Annotated in this window: 10 protein-coding genes and 2 pseudogenes; 2 read left to right on the plus strand and 10 right to left on the minus strand. The window is 61.8% G+C overall.

Translation table 11 applies throughout. The features are described from left to right. Window positions 1-11 precede the first annotated feature (11 nt). Window positions 12-1,270: pseudogene (locus N2A41_RS28200) on the plus strand (MFS transporter). 79 nt (window positions 1,271-1,349) lie between these two features. Here the strand turns inward: N2A41_RS28200 and N2A41_RS28205 are convergent. The 7 genes from N2A41_RS28205 to N2A41_RS28235 form a co-directional block, all read right to left on the minus strand. Further along, entirely contained in the window at window positions 1,350-3,152 is a 1,803-nt protein-coding gene (locus N2A41_RS28205; RefSeq protein ID WP_260111780.1) for an adenine deaminase, read from the minus strand. A gap of 214 nt (window positions 3,153-3,366) precedes the next feature. Then, window positions 3,367-4,572 carry an L-2-hydroxyglutarate oxidase gene (gene lhgO, locus N2A41_RS28210; protein WP_260111781.1) on the minus strand — a complete coding sequence of 402 codons (1,206 nt, stop codon included), beginning with the start codon at window positions 4,570-4,572 and terminating at the stop codon, window positions 3,367-3,369. Window positions 4,573-4,768: 196 nt separating this feature from the next. Next, entirely contained in the window at window positions 4,769-6,199 is a 1,431-nt protein-coding gene (locus N2A41_RS28215) for an HlyD family type I secretion periplasmic adaptor subunit (RefSeq protein WP_260111782.1), read from the minus strand. After that, the gene (locus N2A41_RS28220) at window positions 6,196-8,340 is read right to left on the minus strand and encodes a peptidase domain-containing ABC transporter (RefSeq protein WP_018067995.1); all 2,145 of its coding nucleotides are present in this window, start codon (window positions 8,338-8,340) and stop codon (window positions 6,196-6,198) included. Before N2A41_RS28220 ends, N2A41_RS28215 begins: the two co-directional genes overlap by 4 nt. Window positions 8,341-8,382: 42 nt before the next feature. Then, entirely contained in the window at window positions 8,383-8,691 is a 309-nt protein-coding gene (locus N2A41_RS28225) for a hypothetical protein (protein ID WP_018067994.1), read from the minus strand. 68 nt (window positions 8,692-8,759) lie between these two features. Next, window positions 8,760-9,980, minus strand: coding sequence for a GTP-binding protein (locus N2A41_RS28230; protein ID WP_260111783.1), 1,221 nt, complete (start codon window positions 9,978-9,980; stop codon window positions 8,760-8,762). A 22-nt stretch (window positions 9,981-10,002) separates the two neighbouring features. After that, entirely contained in the window at window positions 10,003-14,937 is a 4,935-nt protein-coding gene (locus N2A41_RS28235; protein ID WP_260111784.1) for a DUF4082 domain-containing protein, read from the minus strand. A 1-nt stretch (window position 14,938) separates the two neighbouring features. Here N2A41_RS28235 and N2A41_RS28240 point away from each other — a divergent pair, with 1 nt between their 5' ends. Beyond that, window positions 14,939-15,139 (plus strand): hypothetical protein, encoded by a 201-nt coding sequence (locus N2A41_RS28240; RefSeq protein WP_260111785.1) that lies wholly within the window; start codon window positions 14,939-14,941, stop codon window positions 15,137-15,139. A 356-nt stretch (window positions 15,140-15,495) separates the two neighbouring features. On the opposite strand, the pseudogene N2A41_RS28245 reads toward N2A41_RS28240, so the two are convergent. From N2A41_RS28245 to N2A41_RS28260, 3 genes and pseudogenes are all read right to left on the minus strand, one after another. Next, window positions 15,496-16,432 (minus strand): annotated as a pseudogene (locus N2A41_RS28245) (IS481 family transposase). A 176-nt stretch (window positions 16,433-16,608) separates the two neighbouring features. After that, complete coding sequence (locus N2A41_RS28250; RefSeq protein ID WP_260111786.1) at window positions 16,609-17,793, minus strand: GTP-binding protein; 1,185 nt, start codon at window positions 17,791-17,793, stop codon at window positions 16,609-16,611. A gap of 102 nt (window positions 17,794-17,895) precedes the next feature. After that, a complete protein-coding gene (locus N2A41_RS28260; RefSeq protein ID WP_311202893.1) occupies window positions 17,896-24,909 on the minus strand; it encodes a DUF4082 domain-containing protein in 7,014 nt (2,337 codons plus the stop codon). Window positions 24,910-25,124 lie beyond the last annotated feature (215 nt).

Genomic DNA, 25,124 nt, shown 5'->3' on the forward strand with positions numbered 1-25,124 from the left:
GCACATGCTAGATGATCATCCCGTCGAACAGGCGTGACCGCGATTGCCAACAGAAGCCGATCATCATGACTAGCGTGCGTCTCCCAGGTAACGTTCTCGTCGCCGTCATGATCGCCTGCGTCGCCACGTGTTACGGCTTCGGCCTCAGTCTGTTTCCCCAGATCATCCCCGACATGCGGAAAGATCTTGCCTTCGACTATGCGTTCGTTGGCACTGTCACCGGCTTGGTCCAGTTTTCCACGGTGGCATTCGCCGTGCTCGCTACCTGGCTCGTCCATCGCATCGGTGCCGCACGGACGGTGGTGGCGTCCGTGTCGCTCTGTGGACTTTGCCTGTCGGGCATCCCCATCATCGACAATCTCTATGTTGTTGCCGGCCTGCTGATGGTCGCCGGCGCGACGGGCGCATCGACCTTCGTGCCGATGATTAATCTCGCCTCGCGGGTGGTGAGAGCAGAACAACGCGGCTTTGCCATGAGCTTGATCTCCAGCGCCCCGGCCTTTGGCGTCCTCATCAATAGCGCACTCGTGGCGGCATACGCCGGAAGCGGTCACTGGCAGATGGTCTGGCACCTCACAGGCGCCGCCACGATCACACTGGCCGTTGTCACCACATCCTCTTCGGGCGGGCCGGCCTCTTCGACAGCGGGGCAAGTCACGAAACGCTCGCGTCAACTGCCGGCGCTTCCGCAAGCATGCGCTCCATCATGCCATGGGTGGTGCTGATCTTCGCGCTCGGCTTCATCAACGGCCTGATGCCCTATCCCTATCTCACCTATCTGTCGCCTTTCCTGCGCGAGGAACTCGGCTATTCCGTCGGCTTTGCCTCGTGGCTCTGGGCAACGATCGGGGCCGTGGGGATCGGCGCAGGCTTCGCCATTGGCACAATATCCTCACGCCTCGGATCACGCTATGCCATGCTCGCCTGTTACTCAAGCTTCCTCGCCGCCGGCGCCCTCGTCGTCCTCGATCCCTCGATGGAACTCTCGATCCTGTCAGGCATCTTCTTTTCGCTGGGCTTTTATCCGATCTATGGCCTGCTGCCGGCCTACGTCTCACATCGCGCCACGCCCCGCCTCGCGGTGACCGTCTTAGGCATCTGCACCGTCTTCCAAGGCATCGGCGGCACGACGGGGAACTTCTTTGGCGGCGTGATCAAGACAACGACCCAGAGTTTCGGCGGCATCTATCTTGCCGTTGCAGTTACGGCCGCCGTCGCGGCGGCGCTGACGATTTTGCTGCCGAAGGATCAAAGGGTGCAGGCCGAGTAACGGCTGCCGATGCTGCCTTTGGCCCAAACGCTATTATATGTTGGCATCCTCGCCGAACGCGCCGGCTGTTTTTTGCCGATCAGGCCTTTTCGAAGAGCGGCGAGATGACCATTTCCGGCACCAGCACTAGGCCCTTGTCGGTTATCCGGATTTCCGGGATGACCGAGAGCGGGATGAGATTGAAGCCCATATAGGCGATGGTGCAGCCTGCCTTTTCCCATTCGAGCTTCAAGGCCCTTACCTCGTCGGCGACCTGGTGCACGCGCTTGTCGGACAAAAGCCCGGCGATCGGCAGTGGCACCATCGCCGTCACCTTGCCGTCCATGACGACACAGACGCCGCCCTGTTTTTCTTCGATCGCGTCGAGCGCCACCTGCATGTCCGCTGCATTGGTGCCGGCGACGATGATGTTGTGGCTGTCGTGGCCGACCGACGATGCGACCGCGCCTTGTCTGAGGCCGAAGCCGTTTAGCAGCCCGTGGGCGACATTGCCGGCAGACTTGCCGTGACGCTCCACCACCGTCACGAAGCAGAGATCGTGCTTGTCGAAATGCGTCTTCCAGTCATTGGCCGGCTCCAGCGTGACGGTGACATGGCCGAGGGTGATGCCAGGCAGCTCCGTCTTGATCGTATGAGCGATGACCGTCTCCGTCGGCAGGTCCGGTGTCAGTTTGAGGTTCTTTGGCAGTTTGACCGTGTGGTAGGCGGCATCCGGATAGCGGTACGGTTTCGACAGGGCTTCGTCGAGGATCGGCGTGATCTTCTTGCCGTCGACGACGAGTTCGCCGCCATACCAGGTGCTGACCGGCGTAAGGTCGTCGCTGAGAAGCACCAGGTCGGCGCGGCGTCCGCCGCCCAGACCGCCGATTTCGCCTTCCATGCCGAACCGCGTTGCGCCGTGCAGCGAACCCATCGCCCAGGCCTGTTCCGGTCTCATGCCGTATTTCACGGCTTCGCGAGTCACCCAGTCCAGGCCGAAGGCGAGCAGATCTTCCGCATCACGGTCGTCGGTGCAGACGGCAACGCGCTTGTGGGAAGCGCCGAGCTCGGTGATCGTCTTGATCGCTTGCGGCAGCGAATGCCAGGGTGTCGTCGGCGGGCCGCCGCGCAGGAAGATCCACACGCCGGCTTCCAGCAGGTCGTCGGCAATGTCGCGGTCTATGGCTTCGTGCGTGTCGGTAACGCCGGATGCGGCATAGGCGCCAACGAACTCTCGTCCGTAGACGTGGCCCGATACCGGCCTGCCGCGCTCGAGCGCCGCAGCCAGGATCGCATGGCTGCGCTCGTCGCCCATCGCAACGGGGACGAAATCCATCTTCTCACCGAGAGCCACGGCTTCCGGCCATTTGTCGAACAGGGCGGCGATCTTGTCCGGCGTCAGGTCGCCGCCGGCTGTCTCCAAATCCGGCGTCGTCGCCGGCACGGTGCTCGGTACGGTTAGGAAGATTGACAGCGGCGCCTGCCGTGCATCCTCGAGCATGGCCTCGACGCCGGCGACGTCCATCACGTTGCCGATCTCGTGGCTGTCGCAAAAGATCGTCGTCGTGCCGTTGAGGAGCGCCGCTTCGGCATAGGCGCAGGCCGTCACCATCGAGGATTCGATATGGATATGCGGATCGACCAGACCGGGCGCGATGATGCCGCCCTTGGCGTCGTAGAGTTTAGCGCTCGCACCCCTGTAGCTGCCGGCCGGCTTGACGGCCGCAATGCGGCCCCCCGAAATCCAGATTTCCCGTCCGTCGAGAAAGCGCTCCGAATAAGTGGACAAGACGCGTGCGCCCTGGATGACCAGGTCGGGTTGGCGACGCGCGGAGGCGACATCCGCAAGACGGCGGGTCATGGTCGAGAGCGGCTGAACGGAGAAGCGGGTAAGCGTGCTCATGAAAACCTCATTTCCAGGGCGGGGAGAACAGGCAAGATTGTAAGGAACGCCGTCGAGGGAAGGAAGCACCAATAGTTCTTGTCTCTGGCGTAGGCCTACCGAACGAGGCAACAGACAGGGATGCCCTACCGCTCAGGGCACCCTGACCGACATCGTTCATTCCGGCTTCGAGAAATCTTGTCTTGAACGTAATCGGTTTCCCTCACGACTTCGTTCAGCCGGCGGAAAAGCACCTGTCGGCAATATCCCGGCCGATCGGGATCGACGACGTGGCCGCTGGCGACGGCGCATTGCAGACGTGCAGCATGCGACCCGTCCTTAGGAACAGGAAATCATGCTCCAGGCGCCCGTCCCGCATCACGGCCTGGGCCCGGATGCCCGCTTCCATCGGCTGAAGGTCTTCGAGTGTCAGCGACGGGCAGTATTTGCGGCACGCTTCCAGGTAGTTTTTCCGCCACAGCGAGTCCTTGAATTCGTTCACGGCACCCCCTGCGTTATTCCAGAGAAGCCGCCATAGGCCTGGAAACGAGAGACACTCGCTGAGATCCCGGATGTTTATGCTGAATTTCGGATACCCCTCGCGCGCCATTCCCAGAACCGCATTGGGTCCGACGGTAAGGCTGCCGTCAATCATCTTGGTGACATGAATGCCGAGGAACGGAAGCGACGGATCGGGCACCGGATAGATCAGGTGCCTGACCAGTCCATTCCGCGACGGCGGCAGACGGAAATATTCGCCCCTGAACGGTATGATCTGATGATCGATCTTGAGGCCCGCAAGTTTGGCGATGCGGTCGGATTGCAGGCCGGCGCAGGCGATCAGCTGTCTGGCCCGCCATCGGCGCTCACCGGCTGCAATCTCCACGAGATCCGAGGTTTCGCGGATCGCGGAAACCTGCGTATTCAATTCGAGTTCCACGCCCTGAGCGGCCAGATGAGCGCCCATGGCGACGCACACAGCCTTGTAGTCGACGATACCCGTCGCCCGAACGCAAATTGCCGCGACGCCTTCGACCATGGGCTCCCGCTGTTTCAGCGTATTCCGATCAAGCCATTCTATATCGATGCTGTTGATCCTTGCCCGTTCGGCCAGGTCCTTCAGGCGGCGGTGTTCGAACTCGTTAGTGGCAACCACCAGCTTTCCGCATTGTTCATAGGGTACAGCTTTCTCCCTGCAGAACGCCTTGATGGCATCGGCCCCCTCCCGACAGAGGCGCGCTTTCAAGCTGCCTGGCGCATAGTATATTCCCGCGTGGATGACGCCGCTGTTATGCCCCGTCTGGTGGACGGCCAAGCCAGGCTCCTTTTCAAGGAGAACGACGCTTGCGCCGGGGCGCTTTTCCAGAACGGCCATGGCGGTAGCAAGGCCAACTATGCCGCCGCCTATGATGCAGACGTCGTGAATCATTGCGACACTCATTCCAATCGATCGAAGTTAACGCCGAACGACGGCTTGCCGCTGAGCGAAAGATCGACGGTTCGTTGAGTGCGAGCCGCCGAAATCCGGGCAAATCCGCTTTTCACGAACATGCGGGCGGGCCTCAGCTATGGGACGCGAAATATCTGCCTTGAACCTCGCTCGGGATCTCGTTCGGGGCAAACTGATCTATCACGTCCTACGGTTCGCGTATTGCGTTGTCGAGGCCACGCAGCAGCGGATACAGGAAATAGGAGATCACCGTACGGTTGCCGACCTTGATTTCCGTGGTCACAGTCATGCCGGGAAGCAGCCGCACCGGCACATCTGTGGCATTCAGCCGGGTATCGGCGAGCAGGATCCGCGCCTTGAAGAAGGGAGCGGCCGGCTGGTTGGTGGGGGCCTCCTGCTGGCCCGTGAGGAAGGTGTCCTGGCTGATGGTCCTCACCTCGCCTGTCGCGGTTCCGTATTTCTGGAACGGATAGGCATCGAGCTTGATACGGGCTTCCTTGCCGACGGCCACCCGGCCGATATCGCGCGTGTTGATCGAGACTTCCGCTTCCAGCGGCACGTTGATGGGCACGAGTGTGACCACCGGCTCCGCCTCCCGCACCACCGAGCCGACCGAGCGCTGCGCCAGGTCGAGCACGACGGAATCGGCCGGCGCCGTCAGCGCGACCATGTTGCGGCGCAGCGCCATCTTCTTCAGTTCCTCGTCCGCCATGTCACGCTGGCCGCGCAGTTCCACCAGTTGCTCCATCGCCGCCCGGCGGAAATCCTCGATGAAGGCCTGCCGGTCGGCCGTCAGCTTGGCATAGGCGTGCGCGGCCTCGTCGGCCCGGCCGCGAACGGCCGTCAGATCGGACTCGACGTCGAGGCGGGCGTCGCGCGAGCCGAGCAGCGTGATCAGCGAGCCGCTCTGCTTGTTATAGAGCCGCTCCCGCGCTGCCTCGATCTGCGACAGCCCATCACGCCTGTCGTTGAGCACGGCCTCCTGGTTCTTGCTCGCCAGAAGAGCGGCCGACTGGCCGGCTATCTGCTGCTCGAAATTCTGCAGCTGCGCCGTGTAGAAGGCCCGTCGCTGGCCGAAGAGCTGCGCCTGCAGCATCTGGTCGGGCGTATCTCCCGCCGTGTAATCGTTGCCGGCAAGCTCGGCCTCGATGCGCCGCACCTGGGCGTCGAGCGCGGAGAATTTCGCCTGCTGCTGGTCGACATCGGCCTGGCTGAAAGTAGCGTCGAGGGTCGCGAGCGTCTGGCCGGCATGCACCACTTCGCCGGCCTTCACCTCGATCGTGCGGATGATCGAGGTTTCGAGCGGCTGGACGACGATGGTCGGCTGGGTGGTGACGAGCTTGCCGGGCGCGATCACCACCTCGTCGATCGACGAGACCGAGGCCCAGGTGATCGCCGAAGCAATCAGCGCCGTCACGCAATAGAGCGTCATGCGCGCAACTCTAGGTGGCGCGCGTTCCTCGAGTTCGACCGCATCGGATTGGAACTCCGCAATTGCCGGCGGCAGCGGCGGGCGGGCGGTCAGTTCCCTTCCTTTGCCTGAGGGCGCCTTGTCTGAAGGGCCGTTGCCTGAAGGGACCGGCAGGTTCTCGCTGGGTTTTCTGGTGTGCGCGTTCATGCGACCTGCCTCATCTGCTGGGACCACAGGTGGCGATAGGTCATGCAGCGCGATACAAGCTGATCGTGCCGGCCGATATCGGCGACCTTGCCACGATCGATGACGAGAATGGCATCGGCATCGACGAGCGTCGAAAGCCGGTGCGAGACGATGATGACGGTGCGGCCGGCGGCGATGCGGCTCAGATTCTCGCGGATGATCGCCTCACTGTCGGGGTCGAGCGCGCTCGTCGCCTCGTCGAAGATCAACAGCTTCGGATCGGTGATCAGCGCGCGGGCAATGGCAAGCCGCTGCTTCTGGCCGCCTGACAGGTTGGAGGCGTTTTCCTCCAGCATCGTGTCAAAGCCACGCGGTAGGCGCTCGATGAACTCCTCGGCGCCGGCGATACGGGCAACTTCCATGATCTCCTCGATGCTGGCATCGGGCTTGGCGGCGGCAATATTCTCGCGCACCGAGCCGCGAAACAGGAAACTATCCTGCAGCACGACGCCGATGCTCGTTCTCAGATGCACGAGGTCGATCTCGCGGCTGTCATAACCATCCATGCGCACGAGGCCTTCCTGGCTCTGATAGAGGCCCTGGATGAGCCTTGTGATCGTCGTCTTGCCCGAGCCGCTCTTGCCGACCACGCCGAAGAGGCAGCCCGTCGGAATGGCGAAGGAGACATTGTCGAGCGCCGGCGCGCTATCCGGGCCGTAGCGGAAGGTGACCCTGTCGAATTCGATGCGACCCTGCAGATGCGGCCGAACACCTCGCCCGCGGCCCGCCTGCTCCGGCCGCTGATTCATGATCTCGCCGAGCATGCGCACGGAGAGCGCGACTTCCTGATATTCGTGCACCATGGTGACGATCTGCACCAGTGGTCCCGAGACCCGGCCGGCGAGCATGTTGAAGGCAACCAGCGCGCCGATCGTCATCGCGCCGCTGAAGACATCGAGCGCGCCGAGGCCGATGATCGCGACGCTCATCAGCTTCTCCAGCAGTCCGGTCATCGCCTGGGCGATGGTCGAGATCTTGTCGACCCGGAAACGCACGGAGATCGACTGGGCCGAATAATCGTCCCACACCTTGCGCTGGCGCGGCTCCAGCGCCAGAGATTTGACGGTGCGCATGCCGTGCACGGTTTCCACCAGCAATGCCTGCCGGTCGCCTTCGGCCTGATAGAGCGCCTGCAACCGGCGCTGGAACGGCCCGACGAGCATCATCACCACGAGCCCGACGAGGGCGGCAAAACCGAGCACGACAAGCGTCAGCTTGACGCTGTAGAGAAGAAGGATCGGCACGAAGACCAGGAGCGAAACGCCGTCCAACAGTGTGAGAAACAGCCGGCCGGTCAGGAATTCGCGGATGCGCCCCGTCTGCTGCATATGCTTGACGAGAACGCCGGCCGAGGCCTGCTCGAAGAGCGCGATCGGCAGGTTGAGCAGATGGCCGAAGGTGCGGGTCGCGACACGGATGTCGATCCTGTTCGTTGCATAGAGCAGCAGATAGCGGCGCAGGAAGGTGAAGGTCGCGTCGAAGACGAGCGCGATCGCAATGCCCACTGTCAGAACCGTCAGCGTCGCATAGCTCTGATGCACCAGCACCTTGTCGATGACGAGCTGAAAGAAGATCGGCGTCGTTAGCCCCAGCCCGTAGAGCACGAAGGCGGCGAGCGCGACATCGCGGAAGAAGCTGCGCTGCTTGATGATCTCGGGGACGAACCAGCGGAAGCCGAAGGGCCGGTCCTCATCGGACATGCGATAGTTGCGCTTCAGCAGGATCACCGATCCGAGCCAGGCCTTGGTGAACTGCTCTTCGCTGAGCATCATCACTTCGGCGCGTGATGCCAGCGGGTCGAGAACGCGGATTCTCTCATCCTCCCCGCTCCCGATAGCGCCGGCGATGACCACCCAGTTGCCGTTCGTCAGCTCGGCGAGCACCGGGAATGCCTCGCCAAGTTGGAACAGGGATCGCCAGTCGAGCGTCAGATGCCTTGCCCTAAGGCCGGCATCCTTGGCCATGCGCAGCAGCTGCCGCACGGCAACAGGATCGTTGCCGACGGCATAATCATGCTGCAATCGTTCAGGAGCAAGATCGACGCCGTGATGACGCGCGACCAGCGCAAGACAGTGCAGGTTGGTATGCAGAAAACCACTCATGGCCCACCCGAAACAGTACGAGACCGAGGCAATATTTGTTTATCAGTTGAAGTTCGGCGAGGCGTTCGAAGCGCCGGCCTGCACCGACTGGATATCGGCAGCCGCCGCAGTCGACATATCGCCGATGCGACGGACCGCACCCGCTTCGACCAAACCGCCAAGCGCCTTCTGCATGAGATCGACCGCATTGGCGAAGGCATCGACCGGCATGATGATGCGCTGGCGGAAAACCGGCTTCGGATTGTTGTTGGCGTCACGATCGGTTGCCGAGAGCGACATCAGGTCGATCCGCACAATGGTTCCCGTGATGGTGATTTCGCCGATGCCATCTGCGTAAAGTTCGTTGCTCATTGTTCTCTCCTCCGGTTGATAATCAAAACGTCTTCATCTCAGGGCGTCTTACGTCCATTAGGGATGCCCTAACTATTTGAATGTGCGTGCTGCCAGACCGGGAACGGGTCCCGAAGCCCGGCGGCGGTCTGCGGATCGAAGCCCGTCTCCTCACCGGTCAGGCAGTCGTCGAGCGCGGTGCGGATTGCGTCTTCGTCGAGGTCGGCGCCGATGAAAACGAGTTCCTGGCGGCGGTCGCCCCAGACCTCATCCCAATGCCGGTTCATGAGCTGGTGGAACTGCGGATAACGCGGCCATTGCGCCTTCGGCACGGATGCCCACCAGAAGCCCTTGGTGTCGATGCGGCACTGCGTCCCGGTAATCGACAGCAGGCCGATCTCGTCGGGCCTTGTCGCCAGCCAGAAATGGCCTTTCGCGCGGATGAGGCCCGACCATTTCCTGTCGAGAAAATCCCGCAGCCTGGAGGGATCGAACGGCCGGCGGCTGCGGTAGACGAAGCTCGAAATGCCGAATTCTTCCGTCTCCGGCACATGGTCGCCCCAACCGAAGAGTTCCTTGTGCCACAGCGGATGGCGGGCAGCTCTCGCCTCGCTGAAGAGGCCGGTATTCAGGATGGCATCGAGCTTCAGCCGGCCGAAACCGGTCTCGATGACGCGGGCATCAGGGTTGAGTGCGGCAACGATGCGGCGAACCTCGGCAAGCGCTGCAGGCGGCACATCCTGCGCCTTGTTGATGACCAAGACATCGGCAAATTCGATCTGCTCGACGAGCAGTTCCACCAGCTTGCGCTCGTCGTCTCCGTCCCGGCTCTCGCCGCGATCCCTCAGGAACTCCGCGCTCGCATAATCGGCCAGAAGATTGACCGCATCGACGACGGAAACCATCGTGTCGAGCCGCGCGACGTCGCAGAGGGCAGCCCCGCTCTCGTCGCGGAAGGAGAAGGTCGCTGCGACCGGCAGCGGTTCGGCGATCCCGGTGCCCTCGATCAGCAGATAGTCGAAACGGTCGGCAGCGGCGAGGCGGCGCACTTCGCTCAGGAGATCGTCGCGCAATGTGCAGCAGATGCAGCCATTGGTGAGCTCCACCAGTGTCTCGTCCGTCCGCGACAGGTTTGCTCCCCCGTCGCGCACGAGATCGGCATCGATATTCACCTCGCTCATGTCGTTGACGATGACGGCAACCCGGCGCCCCTCGCGGTTGCGCAGGACATGGTTGAGGATCGTCGTCTTGCCGGCGCCGAGAAAACCGGCAAGGACCGTCACCGGAAGTCTGTTGTCTGCACTCATCATCGGTACTCCCCGCTCGCTTATTTTACGCCGCGAGCTGCGGTCTGAATGCTACGTCCACATAGTAGTTTGTGCTGTTATAGCTGGCACTTGGGAACAAGCCGCTCGACCCATAGGCATAGACGCCGTTGGTGCCGCTGAGCGCCGTCAGGTCGCCGTTCGTCACATCGGTGCTGAAGTAATTGCCGGTCGCCGAATAATTGCCGTTGGTGCTGTAGGAAACGACATAGGTCGTATCCGCGGCGACCGCGACCTGCTGGGTGAGCGTTGCGGTCTGCCAGCCGCTTGCCGTTTCGTTGCTGAAGCTGACACCGCCGAGCAATGTGCCCGAGGCGGTCCAGAGATAGCCGTTGTGCGGGCCTGTATTGTCTGTCCCCTTGTAGAAGCGGATGCCGGTGACCCAGCCTGCCGTATCGGCCTGGAATTTCATGCCGAGATTGACCGGCTGGTTATCGTTGACGGAGATGATTGAAGGCGTCGCAATGGCGGCAAAGAGATTCTGCTCCGGCCCTGCCGTCTGGCCGCCGTTGATCGTGAGTGCCACCTGCGCCGACGCCGTGCCGCCCTTGCCGTCTGCAACTGCGTAGCTGAAGCTCGCCGGTCCCGAATAGCCTGCCGTCGGGGTGAAGGTCACCGTCTGGGCCTGGGCATTGTAGGCGACCGAGCCGTTGACCGCACCGCTGACGCCAGTGATCGTAAGCGAATCGCCATCGCCATCGCTATCGTTCGAAAGCAGCGCCGAGGCCTGGATGGTGATCGGCGTGCCTGTGTTGGTCGAGAAGCCGCTGTCATTCGCCGGAATGGGAACCGTATTCTGCGCGACGCCCTGCTGATAGAGGACATCCACCCAGTAATTCGTGGCATTGTAGGAGGCGGTTGGGAAGAGGCTGCCGGTGCCATAAGCATAGACGCCGTTGCCGCCGCTGAGAGAACTTGCCGGCGCTGTCAGCGCCCCGCTCGTATGGTCCGTCGTGAAGTAGTTCGCCGTCGCGGAATAGAAGCCGCTCGAATGGTAGCTCGCCACATAGGTGACGCCGGCCGTAACATTGATAGGCTGGATGAAGGAAACCGTCTGCCAGCCGCTCGCCGTCTCGTTGATGAAGGTCGCCTGGGTCAGAACCTGGCCGCTCGCCGTCCAGAGCGAGCCGACATGAGTGCCGGTGTCCTGGGCGCTCCTGTAATAGGTGAGCCCGGTGATCTGGCCGCTGGCGGAAGCGATGAACTTGACGCCGAGTTCGACCGAGTTGGCGTCATTAGCGGCGGTAACGCCCGAGGTGTCGGCGCCGGCGAACAGGCTCGACGTCGTGCCTCCCGGCGTGCCGACAGTGAGGCTGACCGTGGCCGAGGCGGTTCCGCCGTACCCATCCGAGATCGAATAGGAGAAGCTTGCCGCACCCGTATAACCCGCCGTTGGTGTGAAAGTGACAGACTTGGTCTGGCTGTTGAAGGTCACCGTTCCGTTGATCGCACCGTTGACGCCGGTGATGCTGAGCGGGTCGCCATCGGCATCGGTGTCGTTTGCAAGCAGGCTGGCTGCGGCAATCGACAGTGCGGTGTTGGAATAGGTCGTGTAGCCGTTGTCATTGGCAGCGACCGGCACCGCGTTGCCCGTCGACTGATTGTAGACGACATCCACCCAGTAGTTCGACGACTGGTAACTGGAGGTCGGGAATGCTGAGCCCCCGACCGCGTACACGCCATTGCTGCCGGCCAGCGCCGTCAGCGCGCCGTTGGTATGGGCTGTCGTGAAATAGTTTGCCGTCGCCGCATAAGAGCCTGTCGTGTGGTAGGAGGCGACATAGGTCGTGCCGGCCGCGATATGCACCGGGTTGGTGAATGTCGCAGTCTGCCAGCCGTTCACCGATCCGCTGTCGGCGAAGCTGACGGTCGCGACTAGAGTGCCGTCGGCCGTCCACAGGGAGCCGGTATGGGCGCCGGTATCGCCGGCCGCCTTGTAGTAGCGGATACCTGTAATCATGCCGCCGGACGAAGCGACGAACTTTATGCCGAGTTCCATCGACTGGCCGTCGTTGAAGCTTGCGCCCGTCGGCCCTTCGCTCGATGTAAAAAGCGTTTCCCCGGCGGGACCCGGATTTACGGTGAGGCTGACGCTGCCCTGATCCGTGCCGCCGCGCCCGTCCGACAGCGTATAGGTGAAGCTTGCCGGCCCCGAATAGTTGTGGGTCGGCGTGAAGATGACGGTGCCGTTTTGCCTATTCAGGCTCACCGTACCGTTGACGGCATTGCCGACGGCCGAAATCGTCAGCGCGTCGCCATTGGGGTCCGTATCGTTTCCGACAAGCGAGGCGATCGAGATGACGACGGTATCGTTGCTGGTGATCGTTAGCCCCGTATCATCGGTCGCAACGGGGACGCTGTTCAGGCCGGCATCGAAGACCACGTCGACCCAGTAATTGGTGCCGGTGCCGGGGCTTTGGCCGGGGAACGTCCCGGCAGCGGTGCCGTAGGCGAAGACACCGCCGCCATCGACAGCCTTTACCGCGCCGCTGGCATAGGTGCCGCCGGTGAAATAATTGTTCGTCACCGAGTAGAAACCGCTGCTGTGATAGGAGGCCACATAGGTCGTGCCCGCCGCGATCTGGATCGGGCTGGAGAACATCACCGTCTGCCAGCCGGAGAGCGACTCGCCGACCGACACGCCGGTCGCCAGCAACGTTCCGTCGGCCTTCCAGAGGCTGACGACATGGTCGCCGATGTTATAGAAGCCCTTGTAGAAGCGGATGCCCTCCACGGAGCCTGCGGTGGTCGCCTGGAAGCGCAGGCCGAGCTCGACCGGATCGCGATCGATCGCCACTTCGGTCGCCGGCTTTTCCGCCAGCGTCCAGAGGCCTGTTGTGCCCGGCAGGGTGACGGTCACCTGCTTGCCCGTTGATGGCGCCTCCATATTGACGCTGTCGTCGACGGCCCGTGACGTGATCGTGTAGGTTCCGCTCGCCTGGACGACCCAGTTATAGCTCCAGCTCTCGCGGCCGGTGGCCTTGAACCAGTGCTGGCCGCCATCGGTCGAGACTTCCACGCCGGCAATGATGCCGCCGCCGAAATCCTGCGCCGTACCCGTGATCGTCACGTGCTGGCCTTCGAAGAAGCTTGCTCCAATGATTGGCGATGTGATCGACGAGGTCGGCTTCAGTATGTCGGTCGATTTGGTCGCGAGGATCAGGCTGGCATCGAGCGTGTTCGGCTGGATACCCATGTCCGCGAACATGTTGACCATCGCCTGCTGCACGTTGCGATCGGTTGAGGTCGCGGGGCCAAGATGGTTGTCGCTCAGGCCCCAGGACCAGAAGACGGTGCCGGCGCCGAAGACGAGCGCGCCGCTTTCGGCCCGATACATGGTGAGACTATGGGTGGCGGCGGCCGAACCAATCGTTGCTCCGTAATCGCGCAGATAGGTATCGACCGAGATCGAGGAGAGCGATAGGTCGATGAGACCATCCGGGCGGAAGCCGTTCTCGACATCGGAATCCCATTCGTAGCCGAGCAAGTTCTGCACCAGATTGTAGGTGCCGCCCTCCTGGGTCTGCGAGACATCCGTGTTGCGCCAGAAGCGCAGTTGCGAATAGTCGTAGGGGATGGAGATCGTGTCCTGGCGGTAGCTGTCCACCTGGAACATCGTGCCCGTCAGCGCATTTTCCGGCTGCTGGCCCGGATCGGCATAACGCGGATCGCGCCATGTGCCGGTGCCGACATTGCTCGGGTCCGTGCTCGTGCCCCAGGTCTCCTTGTAGCAGACCATAGTGCGGTAGGCCTGGCCGCTGCCGTCGATGCTGCTTTCCCAGCGCACCTTCCAGTAGCACTCGTTGCCGCTCCAGAAGGCGAGGTTGACGCCGGCATCGCGCGCCGCCTCGACATTGGCGCGCTGTTCGGCTGACCAGTATTCGTCATGGCCGACGGAGAGATAGGCATCGTGGTTGAGCAGCAGCGCGCCGCTGCGCGTCGCATCGACTCCGGAAATATAGGAAACGTCGTAGCCGTTCTGCTCCAGCCACGAGATGGCGGAGGATTCGACGCCGAAGATGTAATCGTGCGAACCGCCGACCGGGCTCGTATTGGTGATGATCGGGCGGTTATAGCTGACCGCCGAGGCCCGGCCGATGGCCTGCAGGCCGCAGCTGCAGTTTGGCGGCAGGTAGCCGATCATGTTTGCGGGATCGACCGGCACTTCGCCGTAATAGAGGCTGGCGCCGCCCCAGGCATTATAGGCCTGCCAGGTCGTATCCGACGTCTGGAAGACGATATTGCTGGTCGAGGCGTCGTCGCGCACGACGAAGGGGACGATGCTTGCATCCTCGGTGCCGTCTTCGCGCACCAGCTTGGCGAAATAGACGCCCGAGACGGCGTCAGCAGGGATCTGCCAGCTGGCCGACACCGACCAATTGCCGCAATCGATGAGACCGAGCGACATGTCGACGATCGGATGCGGCTGGATCTGCGCCGTGGTCAGCGATTTCTCAATCGAGTCGACCTTGCGCGCGCCGGCCCCGCCATAATAGCCCATACGGTAGATATCGATGCGGTAATGGGTGGAATCCGTGGCGATCTTGAAATCGACCGTCTGGCCTATATTGGTGCTGATTTCGGTAGCGAAGCCCTGGATGGTGCCGCCGCCGTCGCCCTGCAGACCCCACTCGCTGATCGGGTTGCCCTGCTTCATATTCTCGACCGCGATCTTGTTGGGCGTCGCCGCAGCCGTAACCGCCGTCACCGGTGCCGTCAGCGCCGTCGGGGCCGCAGCCGTCTCAGCCGAGCCGTCCTGGCTCGGCTCCAGCGAGATCGATGCTATCGATGGCTGAAGGCGCAACGAAGCCGTATCGAGACTGCTGGAAGAGCTGGCCGCCGCCGTCTTGGCGCTGCCGGCATCGGCGTCGCTGGTAACACCCGTAAGCGTGGGAGCGGCAGGCAGTGTCGCAGCCTCCTCGGACGGATCTGGACCAAGCACGGTGCGTTGCGATGTCGATGAAGGTGTCTGCAAAACCATCGCAGCCGACGCCGTCTTCGTGGACGTGTCCTGCGCGCCGCCATCGGCCGCAGGCGCCGGCATCGCGGTTGACGATGCAGGGGACGATTGCATGTCGCCTGATGACATCAAGGAAGATGTGACCGGGCCGGTGAAGGAGGATTGGATGGTTGCGCTGCTCTGATTGGCAAAGCTTGGGGAACCATCGGTACTCGTCGAAGATGCGACCGTCGCGGATCCAAGGACTGCGCTCCATGCAGAGGATACTCGACAGATACTCAACGCTCCACCAAATGTACTCAGATACTCACGATTACTGACATGAATTCTCCGCATCAGCGGCGCCCCCTTCCCATCGGCCGGCCCTCGACCGCATTAGCAAGAGCTTCATTCTGGCACCTTTACTACGCGAGTGTACGTCAGCAATCCGGGGTATATGGGTGGTACCCTCATACGCCGATATGATGACCCTAAGCGCAACCACCCAAGGAGCCCCAAAGCTGCCTACGGCTACTGCCGGCGCATGGTGTTGGAGCGTCCTTAGCTGTTTAGTCCCGGCATTTGATGGATAGGATCGATGATCTGGCTCGGAAGTCCACCTTTGGCAGATGAACTCGTAGGGGGTGAGTCCCTTTAATGTCTTGAGCCTGCGCCCAAAATTGTAGGCGTCGATGAAGTCGGCGAGATGCTTTTCCAGTTGTGCGTGATCGTCGTAGTGGGAGCGCTTGACAGTAGCTTCCTTGATCGTTCGGTTCATCCGCTCGACCTGCCCATTGGTCCATGGGTGCTTAACCTTTGTCAGGCGATGCTCGATCTCGTATTCCTCACAGACCCGGTCGAAGATGTGCTGGAAAGCATTTTGGTCACACGCCCGGTTGGTGAACTGGATGCCGTTATCGGTCAGGATAGTATGGATGGTGTAGGGCACCGCCGCGATCAGGTTGCGCAGGAACTGGGCAGCATTCATCTTGCCAGCTTTGGCATAGAGCTCAGCGAAAGCGAACTTGGAAGTGCGGTCAATTGCCACGAAGAGATAAAGCTTGCCCTCAGCCGTCTGCACCTCGGCAATATCGACGTGGAAGTAGCCGATCGGGTAGCTTTTGAACTTTTTCTTCGGTTCTTTGTCGCCTTCCACTTCCGGCAGGCGTGAAATGCCGTGGCGCTGCAGACATCTGTGCAGGGACGAACGCGTCAGATGCGGGATCGTCGGTTGAAGGGCATAGAGGCAGTCATCAAGAGGCAGCAATGTATGCCTGCGAAAGGCGACAATAACAGCCTCTTAGGAAAGGATTGTCGAGTGTGGGTCCTTCGGGCCTGTCGGGAGGTCGGCCAATGACGTCCGCTTTTTCCATTTGGCGACCGTCTTCTGGTTGATCCCATACCGCTTCGAAAGCGCTCTCAGGCTCTCTTCACTATTTTGTGTTGCTCGACGGACTGCCTCTGTCGTCGTGGCGCTCCCATGTAAAACCTGGCCCATAGTGCTTCCCTCCATTCTAAGGAAAATAATGCACCATCAAATGCCGGGACTAAACACTTTAGCGTCTGAAAGACGCGCGGCGATCTAAAGTGGCTGACGCTGGTAGAAAAGGAATTTATGGTCCGGTCTGGCTGGTCGAGCCGGTTAACGCGAGGGTTGCCCTGCGCCGCCCCGTGCTACCACCCCGGAAACGGATCTTCGAGGGTGGCCCAGTCGCCCGGATCGGCGCTGGCGAGGCATCCGTCCAGTGCGGTCCGCACACCTGCCTCGTCCATGTCCACGCCGATAAAGACGAGTTCCTGCCGACGATCGCCCCAAGCGTTATCCCATCGGCTCTCGAGCTGCTGACGAAATTGCTGATGGCTCGGCCAGTCTTGTCGAGGAACGGCCGCCCACCAAAGCCCCATGGGCTCACAGCGCCTTTGGATGCCGGCAGCCGACATCAGGCCCACATGACGCGGGCGCGTGGCAATCCAGAAATGGCCTTTGGCGCGGATTACCCCCGGCCAGGGCTCGTCCAGGAATGATCGAAACCGCATGGGGTCGAAGGGGCGCCTGGTGCGATAGACAAAGCTCGATACCCCGTATTCCTCCGTTTCCGGAACATGCTCATCCGGGCTGTACAATTCCTTGTGCCACAGGGGATGCGCCGCGGCCTTTGCTTCATCGAAGAGGCCCGTATTGAGGACAGCTGAAAGAGAAATCTTGCCGAAATCCGTCTCCACCTGGCGCGCATCCGGATTGAGCGCAGCAACTATCTTGCGGACATCCGCGCGGATCTCTTCGGTAGCGTCCGAGATCTTGTTGATCACGACAACATCGGCAAACTCGATCTGATCCACCAGCAGGTCGATGAGTGTGCGCCGGTCCTCACCGTCGCGTTGCAGGCCGCGGTCGGCAAGCAGATCGGCACTGCTGTAGTCGGCTAACAGGTTTGCAGCGTCGACCACGGTGACCATTGTGTCGAGCCTAGCAAAGTCTGAGAGCGAAACACCATTCTCATCGCGGAAGGAAAAGGTTGCCGCAATGGGGCGTGGCTCGGCAATACCGGTACCTTCGATCAACAGATAGTCGTATCGCCGCTCTTCGGCCAGTCGCCGCACTTCCGTCAGGAGGTCGTTGCGCAGGGTGCAGCATATGCAGCCATTGCTGAGTTCGATCAATGTCTCCGTCGTATGCGACAGGTTGTAACCGCCCTCTCGAATGAGACTGGCGTCTATGTTCACTTCGCTCATATCGTTGACAATGACGGCGACCCGCAGGCCCTGACGGTTATTCAAGACGTGGCTGAGGAGCGTCGTCTTGCCAGCGCCGAGGAAGCCAGCCAGCACGGTTACCGGGAGCCGCTCGATCCTGTTCATCGGCATTCCTTGAATGCGGGCGGTCGAAGCGCCCTTCGCCGCGACCAGCATTTGTGTCGTATAAGCCTCATTCGAAATCGATCCCTAACCTTATACTTTGCGTCACGCGACGAGCTGCGGCCGGAAGACGACGTCAGCGTAGTAATTGGTTGAATTGAAGGTGTTGGTCGGGAAAAGACCTGTGGTGGCGGAACCTCCATAGGCAAAGACGCCGTTGCCGGTGGCTGGCGCTGTCAGCGGACCGTTGGTGACGGCGGTCGTATAGAAATTGCCGGTCGCCACGTAGGCGCCGGTCGTGTGATAGGACGCGACATAGGTGGTATTGGCGGCGATGGTGAAGGGTGTTGTGAAGTTCGCCGTCTGCCAACCGCTTGCCGTGGTGTTGGTGAAGGTTGCGGTGGCAAGTTTGGTGCCCGTGGAATTCCACAGGTCGACGACGTTCTGGCCATTGTCGTTGGCGCTGCGGTAGAACCTGATGCCGGTAATGTCGCCGGCGACGTTCGACGTGAACTTGACGCCGAGTTCGAGCTGCTGGCCGTCGTTGAGGTTGGTCTGCGCCGGCGTGCTGGAGGCAGAAAACAGGCTGTAGGTCGTTGCCCCTGCTGCGGCAGCAATGTTGAAGGTCTCGTTGGCGGCAAGGCCGCCGAGATCGGTTGCCGTCACCTTGACACCATAGGTTCCTGCTGTCGTCGGCGTGCCGGAGAAGGTCCTCGTCGAGGCGTTGAAGCTCAGCCAGGAAGGCAGTGCCGTGCCGTCGGCTGCCGTTGCCGCGTAAGTCAGCGTTTCGCCGCTGTCGACATCGGTAAAGGTCGTCGTCGGCAGCACGAAGGAGAAGGCGGAGCCGGTGGTGGCATTCTGGGTCGCCGTCTGGACGGCGAGCACCGGCGCATCGTTGGCGCCATGGATGGTGACCGTCAGGTTTGCCGTGGCCGTGGCGCCGGCGCTATCGCGCATCGTGTAGCTGAAGACATCGCTCAGCGTGTTGGTCGACTGCCGCAGTCCCTGGACGGCGGTATTGCTCTCGTTGATCGCATAGCTATAGGCGCCAGATGCATTGAGAACGAGACTGCCATAGGTGCCGTTCAGCGCCGAGCCGAGCGTGCCTGATGTCGCACCAAAGACCACTGCCGTGACCGTCTTGGTATCACCGGCATCCGGATCGGTGTCGTTGGTCAGCACGTTGCCGCTCGCAACCACGCCACCCGAACCATTGGCCACCCCGCCCTTCTCCGTCGCATCCCCCGTATCGGCAACCGCCGTCGGCGTCGTGTTTCCGGGAACCGATACGGCAATGTTGAAGCTCTCGTTGGCGGCAAGGCCGCCGAGATCGGTTGCCGTCACCTTGACACCGTAGGTGCCGCCTGCCGTCGGCGTGCCGGAGAAGGTCCTCGTCGAGGCGTTGAAGCTCAGCCAGGAAGGCAGTGCCGTGCCGTCGGCTGCCGTTGCCGCGTAAGTCAGCGTTTCGCCGCTGTCGACATCGGTAAAGGTCGTCGTCGGCAGCACGAAGGAGAAGGCGGAGCCGGTGGTGGCATTCTGGGTCGCCGTCTGGACGGCGAGCACCGGCGCATCGTTGGCGCCATGGATGGTGACCGTCAGGTTTGCCGTGGCCGTGGCGCCGGCGCTATCGCGCATCGTGTAGCTGAAGACATCGCTCAGCGTGTTGGTCGACTGCCGCAGTCCCTGGACGGCGGTATTGCTCTCGTTGATCGCATAGCTATAGGCGCCAGATGCATTGAGAACGAGACTGCCATAGGTGCCGTTCAGCGCCGAGCCGAGCGTGCCTGATGTCGCACCAAAGACCACTGCCGTGACCGTCTTGGTATCACCGGCATCCGGATCGGTGTCGTTGGTCAGCACGTTGCCGCTCGCAACCACGCCACCCGAACCATTGGCCACCCCGCCCTTCTCCGTCGCATCCCCCGTATCGGCAACCGCCGTCGGCGTCGTGTTGTTCGCATTCGAGGGGCGGAAGACCACATCGGCCCAATAATTGGCAGCACCGAAAGTGGCATTTGGGAAAATGCCGGCGGTGGCAGAGCCCCCATAGCGGTAGACGCCGTTGCCGGTGGCTGGCGCTGTCAGCGGACCGTTGGTGACGGCGGTCGTATAGAAATTGCCGGTCGCCACGTAGGCGCCGGTCGTGTGATAGGACGCGACATAGGTGGTATTGGCGGCGATGGTGAAGGGTGTTGTGAAGTTCGCCGTCTGCCAACCGCTTGCCGTGGTGTTGGTGAAGGTTGCGGTGGCAAGTTTGGTGCCCGTGGAATTCCACAGGTCGACGACGTTCTGGCCATTGTCGTTGGCGCTGCGGTAGAACCTGATGCCGGTAATGTCGCCGGCGACGTTCGACGTGAACTTGACGCCGAGTTCGAGCTGCTGGCCGTCGTTGAGGTTGGTCTGCGCCGGCGTGCTGGAGGCGGAAAACAGGCTGTAGGTCGTTGCCCCTGCTGCGGCAGCAATGTTGAAGGTCTCGTTGGCGGCAAGGCCGCCGAGATCGGTTGCCGTCACCTTGACACCATAGGTTCCTGCTGTCGTCGGCGTGCCGGAGAAGGTCCTCGTCGAGGCGTTGAAGCTCAGCCAGGAAGGCAGTGCCGTGCCGTCGGCTGCCGTTGCCGCGTAAGTCAGCGTTTCGCCGCTGTCGACATCGGTAAAGGTCGTCGTCGGCAGCACGAAGGAGAAGGCGGAGCCGGTGGTGGCATTCTGGGTCGCCGTCTGGACGGCGAGCACCGGCGCATCGTTGGCGCCATGGATGGTGACCGTCAGGTTTGCCGTGGCCGTGGCGCCGGCGCTATCGCGCATCGTGTAGCTGAAGACATCGCTCAGCGTGTTGGTCGACTGCCGCAGTCCCTGGACGGCGGTATTGCTCTCGTTGATCGCATAGCTATAGGCGCCAGATGCATTGAGAACGAGACTGCCATAGGTGCCGTTCAGCGCCGAGCCGAGCGTGCCTGATGTCGCACCAAAGACCACTGCCGTGACCGTCTTGGTATCACCGGCATCCGGATCGGTGTCGTTGGTCAGCACGTTGCCGCTCGCAACCACGCCACCCGAACCATTGGCCACCCCGCCCTTCTCCGTCGCATCCCCCGTATCGGCAACCGCCGTCGGCGTCGTGTTTCCGGGAACCGATACGGCAATGTTGAAGCTCTCGTTGGCGGCAAGGCCGCCGAGATCGGTTGCCGTCACCTTGACACCGTAGGTGCCGCCTGCCGTCGGCGTGCCGGAGAAGGTCCTCGTCGAGGCGTTGAAGCTCAGCCAGGAAGGCAGTGCCGTGCCGTCGGCTGCCGTTGCCGCGTAAGTCAGCGTTTCGCCGCTGTCGACATCGGTAAAGGTCGTCGTCGGCAGCACGAAGGAGAAGGCGGAGCCGGTGGTGGCATTCTGGGTCGCCGTCTGGACGGCGAGCACCGGCGCATCGTTGGCGCCATGGATGGTGACCGTCAGGTTTGCCGTGGCCGTGGCGCCGGCGCTATCGCGCATCGTGTAGCTGAAGACATCGCTCAGCGTGTTGGTCGACTGCCGCAGTCCCTGGACGGCGGTATTGCTCTCGTTGATCGCATAGCTATAGGCGCCAGATGCATTGAGAACGAGACTGCCATAGGTGCCGTTCAGCGCCGAGCCGAGCGTGCCTGATGTCGCACCAAAGACCACTGCCGTGACCGTCTTGGTATCACCGGCATCCGGATCGGTGTCGTTGGTCAGCACGTTGCCGCTCGCAACCACGCCACCCGAACCATTGGCCACCCCGCCCTTCTCCGTCGCATCCCCCGTATCGGCAACCGCCGTCGGCGTCGTGTTGTTCGCATTCGAGGGGTTGAACATCACATCGACCCAATAGTTTGTCTGGTCGAAGCTGCTCGCCGGGAATACGCTTGCGCCATAGTTATAGACGCCGTTGCCGCTTGCCGGCGCCGTCAGCGGGCCACTCGTCACATTGGAGAGGAAGTAGTTGGCGGTCGTCGAATAGTTGCCGACATTCGTATGATAAGATGCGGTATAGGTCTGTCCGGGTGTCAACGTCACCGGGCTCGAGAAAGAAGCGGACTGCCAGCCGCTGGCAGTCTCGTTGGAGAAGGTGAGGGTCGCAAGTCGCGTACCTGTGCTCGACCAAAGTGACCCGGTATGTGTGCCCGTATCCAGGCTGCTCTTGTAAAACCGGATACCGCTCACCGTGCCCGCCGCGGAGGATTGGAATTTGACCCCGAGTTCGACGGCTGCAGTATCGTTGGTGTTGACGACCGCGGGCGTCGCGCCACCAAAGAGTGATGTAAAAGTCGGCCCGGTGACGGTGACAGTGCGCCCCGCCGAGGGTGTCTCGAGGTTGATGTTGTCATCCACTGCCCGCGACCGGATCGTATAGGTGCCGGCGATCGACGGCGTCCAGGTGTAGGTCCAGTTCTCATCGCCCGTGGCCGGATGCCAGCTCGCACCATTGTCGGTCGAAACCTCGACGCTGGCGATGACCCCGCCGCCCGTATCGGCAGCGGTGCCTGAAATCGTCACGGTTGAATTCGCGGCCACCGTAGCGGGTACCGTGATGACGGAGGTCGGCGCAGTATGGTCCGACGAAGCAGTCGCGGCGGTAAGCCCGGATTGCAGCGTGCCTGGCTGAACGCCCATGTCGGCAAGCAGATTGACCATTGCCTGCTGCACGCGAGGATCGGTGGGGGTCGCCTCGTTATCGTGATTGTTGCTCAGACCCCATGTCCAATAAACCGTGCCGGCGCCGAAAACGAGAGCACCGCTGGGCGCGCGATAGAGGGTCAGATTGTGGGTCGCGGTCGCATCGCCGGTCGTATTTCCGTAGTCTAGCAAGTAAGTGCTGACTGGCAGGGTCGTCGACGAGAGTTTTACCAGCCCGGCCGGGTCGAAGCCATTGTCGGGCGCTTCATCCCATTCGTAACCAAGATAATTCTTGGTGAGCGTTGCCGTCTGGCCTGGCTGGAGGTTTGCGACAGTCGTATTCCGCCAGAAGCGCAGGTTGGCATCATCATAGCCGACCGTGATCGCGCCAAGATTGCCGCCGACATCGTCGACCTTGAAGAGCTGGCCGGTCAGCGAGTTCTCAGGGTTGCCGCCGCCGATAGCAGGCGGGCTGAGGCGCGGGTCGCGAAAGGTGCCTGTCCATTCGTTGGAAGGATCAAGGCTCGTACCGGGCGGTCCCCATGTCTCCTTGTAGGAGATCAGGGTGCGATATGGCGTTCCGTCGGCGCTGTATGCATTACCCCAACGGGTACGCCAGTAGACCTCGTTGCCACTCCAGAACATAAGGTTGACGCCCGCATCGCGTGCGGCTTCGACATTGGTCCTCTGCTGTCCCGACCAGTATTCGTCGTGGCCGGCATCGATATAGGTCTTGTGATTGAGCAGTAGACTGCCATAGCGGTCGGCGTCGACGCCCGACATATAGGAGACGTCATAACCGTTCTGTTCCAGCCAGTAGATGCCTGCATATTCGGCGCCGAACAGATAGTCCTGCGGTCCGGCATAGGTGCCGACCCCACCGCGGGTCGCAATTGGCCTGTTGTAACTGACCGCATAAGCGCGACCAGCGCCCTGGCCCGTCGCGGGGCCGTTGCCGCCATAGAAGTTTGCGCCACCCCAGCCGTTGTAAGCTTGCCAAGTCTCGTCTGCGGTCTGGAAGACGACGTCGCTGTGGCTGGCATCGTCGCGCACGATGAACGGGATTTGATTTTCGCCAGCGGTGCCATCCTGACGCACGAGCTTGGCAATATAGACGCCTGAGACGGCATCATCAGGTACGGTCCACGAAGCCGAGACCGCCCAGTTGCCAGCATCAACCGTGCCGGTGGTAGCGTTGCGCAACGGGTTGGGCTGGGTCTGCAATCCGGTATGCTGCATTGTCGCGACCTTGCGCGCGCCCATGCCGCCATAATAGCCGAGCCGATAGATATCGATCCGGTAGTTGGTGGAATTCGTGTTGATTTTGAAGCTCACCGTGTTGCCGTTGTCGACGCTGATGTCGGTCGCAAACCCTTCGATGTTGGTGCTGCCGGCACCGTCGATGCCCCACTCGCTCTCCGGATTGCCCTGCTTCTGGTTTTCCAGCACGATCGCGTTGCTGGCCGCCGCAGCGGCCGCCAGATTTTGCGTGGTCAACGAGCGCTGGGCAGAAGGTTGAGGCGGCGTCGTCACCGCGCCGGAAAGGATGCCGACACCCTTGGTGGTGGTGCCCTTTCCAGTTTCGCCGCCGCCGGGCAACGATCCGTTCAAGATTGTCGAATCTGTCCACGTTGCGGTCCCGCGCCAGCCCGAGAGCGGGGACAAGTCGCGATCGACAAGCGGGTCGCTGATCGAGGCGCCGATGGCCTTCTTGATCGTCGCCACATAATCCGGCCCTTCAGTCAGCCTTGTTCCCGGCAACTGACCATCTTGCTGAAGCAAGGCACCGCCATGGGCCCAATCGAGAATCCGTGTGGGGGACGTATAATAGCCGCACCCGCACACACCAAAGGGCATGCCAACCGCCAGCGCATTTGCTCCAGCATGCTGCCCGGTCGACTGCGCCGACGGCGTCGATTCGAGAATGACGACTTTGCCCGAGGGCGTGCGCTCAGCCGCCACCGCAGCAGAACCTTGCCCCGAAGTTGTCGGTGCAGGGCTTTGCGGCAGATACGGAGCCAAAGGATCATCGCCGATGAGGCTCATTCCAGCGTAGGTGCGATTGAGGGACGATTGAGCCCCGAACGCAATTCCTTTCGCGTTCCGCTGGAAGCTTGCAAAACCGGGCGTGTGGGCGGGCAACACAGACGCGGCAGTATCATCGTTTCGCCGCCCCGCCTGGCGACTTGTTGCCAAAGCTTCGAGCAACGGCGGCGATTCGCGAGTAATATTGGCTCGACCGTCCGGGTCGTCGATCACGCTCACTCTATGTTCAGAATCACGTTCGATGAGCGCCCCGTTCTTGTCTGGATTGTCGACAAGCGTACCATACTTGAACCCGTCCGCGATTTGCACCGATGCCGCGAGTTGAGCACTGTCCTCGTGCATTTCGTCAGGCTTGCGCTGCCTTCCCTTGCCACCGATGGTCAGCCACCCGGGAATCAGCGAATCCAACAGAAGTGAGCGCGAGGTCCACCGACGAGCGTTGCGATACATGGCAGGCACCTCCCGCGAATTATCAAGATCGAATCTATGAGAACCGCTCAATGGGCGGCCCTGAATTGTAGTCGAAAAATGAGTGAGTATATGCTACGCCTTTCGCTCTACAGGCGGCATCCTTTGGGCAATCAGCCGTGCTGCACGCTCACGTGATGAGTGAGACGCGCGAAGATTCGCCGCTTGCTGTGCAAGGCTTGACGACGCATAGGCGG

The sequence above is a fragment of the Rhizobium sp. SRDI969 genome, assembly GCF_025152725.1.
GTDB classification, from domain to species: Bacteria; Pseudomonadota; Alphaproteobacteria; order Rhizobiales; family Rhizobiaceae; genus Rhizobium; species Rhizobium leguminosarum_I.

Bases quoted from the DNA above. Each gene is read 5' to 3' on its own strand.
- N2A41_RS28250 (WP_260111786.1), bottom strand. From the start codon at position 17,793: ATGAACAGGATCGAGCGGCTCCCGGTAACCGTGCTGGCTGGCTTCCTC.
- N2A41_RS28215 (WP_260111782.1), bottom strand. From the start codon at position 6,199: ATGAACGCGCACACCAGAAAACCCAGCGAGAACCTGCCGGTCCCTTCA.
- N2A41_RS28225 (WP_018067994.1), bottom strand. From the start codon at position 8,691: ATGAGCAACGAACTTTACGCAGATGGCATCGGCGAAATCACCATCACG.
- N2A41_RS28230 (WP_260111783.1), bottom strand. From the start codon at position 9,980: ATGATGAGTGCAGACAACAGACTTCCGGTGACGGTCCTTGCCGGTTTT.
- N2A41_RS28260 (WP_311202893.1), bottom strand. From the start codon at position 24,909: ATGTATCGCAACGCTCGTCGGTGGACCTCGCGCTCACTTCTGTTGGAT.
- lhgO (WP_260111781.1), bottom strand. From the start codon at position 4,572: ATGAGTGTCGCAATGATTCACGACGTCTGCATCATAGGCGGCGGCATA.
- N2A41_RS28205 (WP_260111780.1), bottom strand. From the start codon at position 3,152: ATGAGCACGCTTACCCGCTTCTCCGTTCAGCCGCTCTCGACCATGACC.
- N2A41_RS28220 (WP_018067995.1), bottom strand. From the start codon at position 8,340: ATGAGTGGTTTTCTGCATACCAACCTGCACTGTCTTGCGCTGGTCGCG.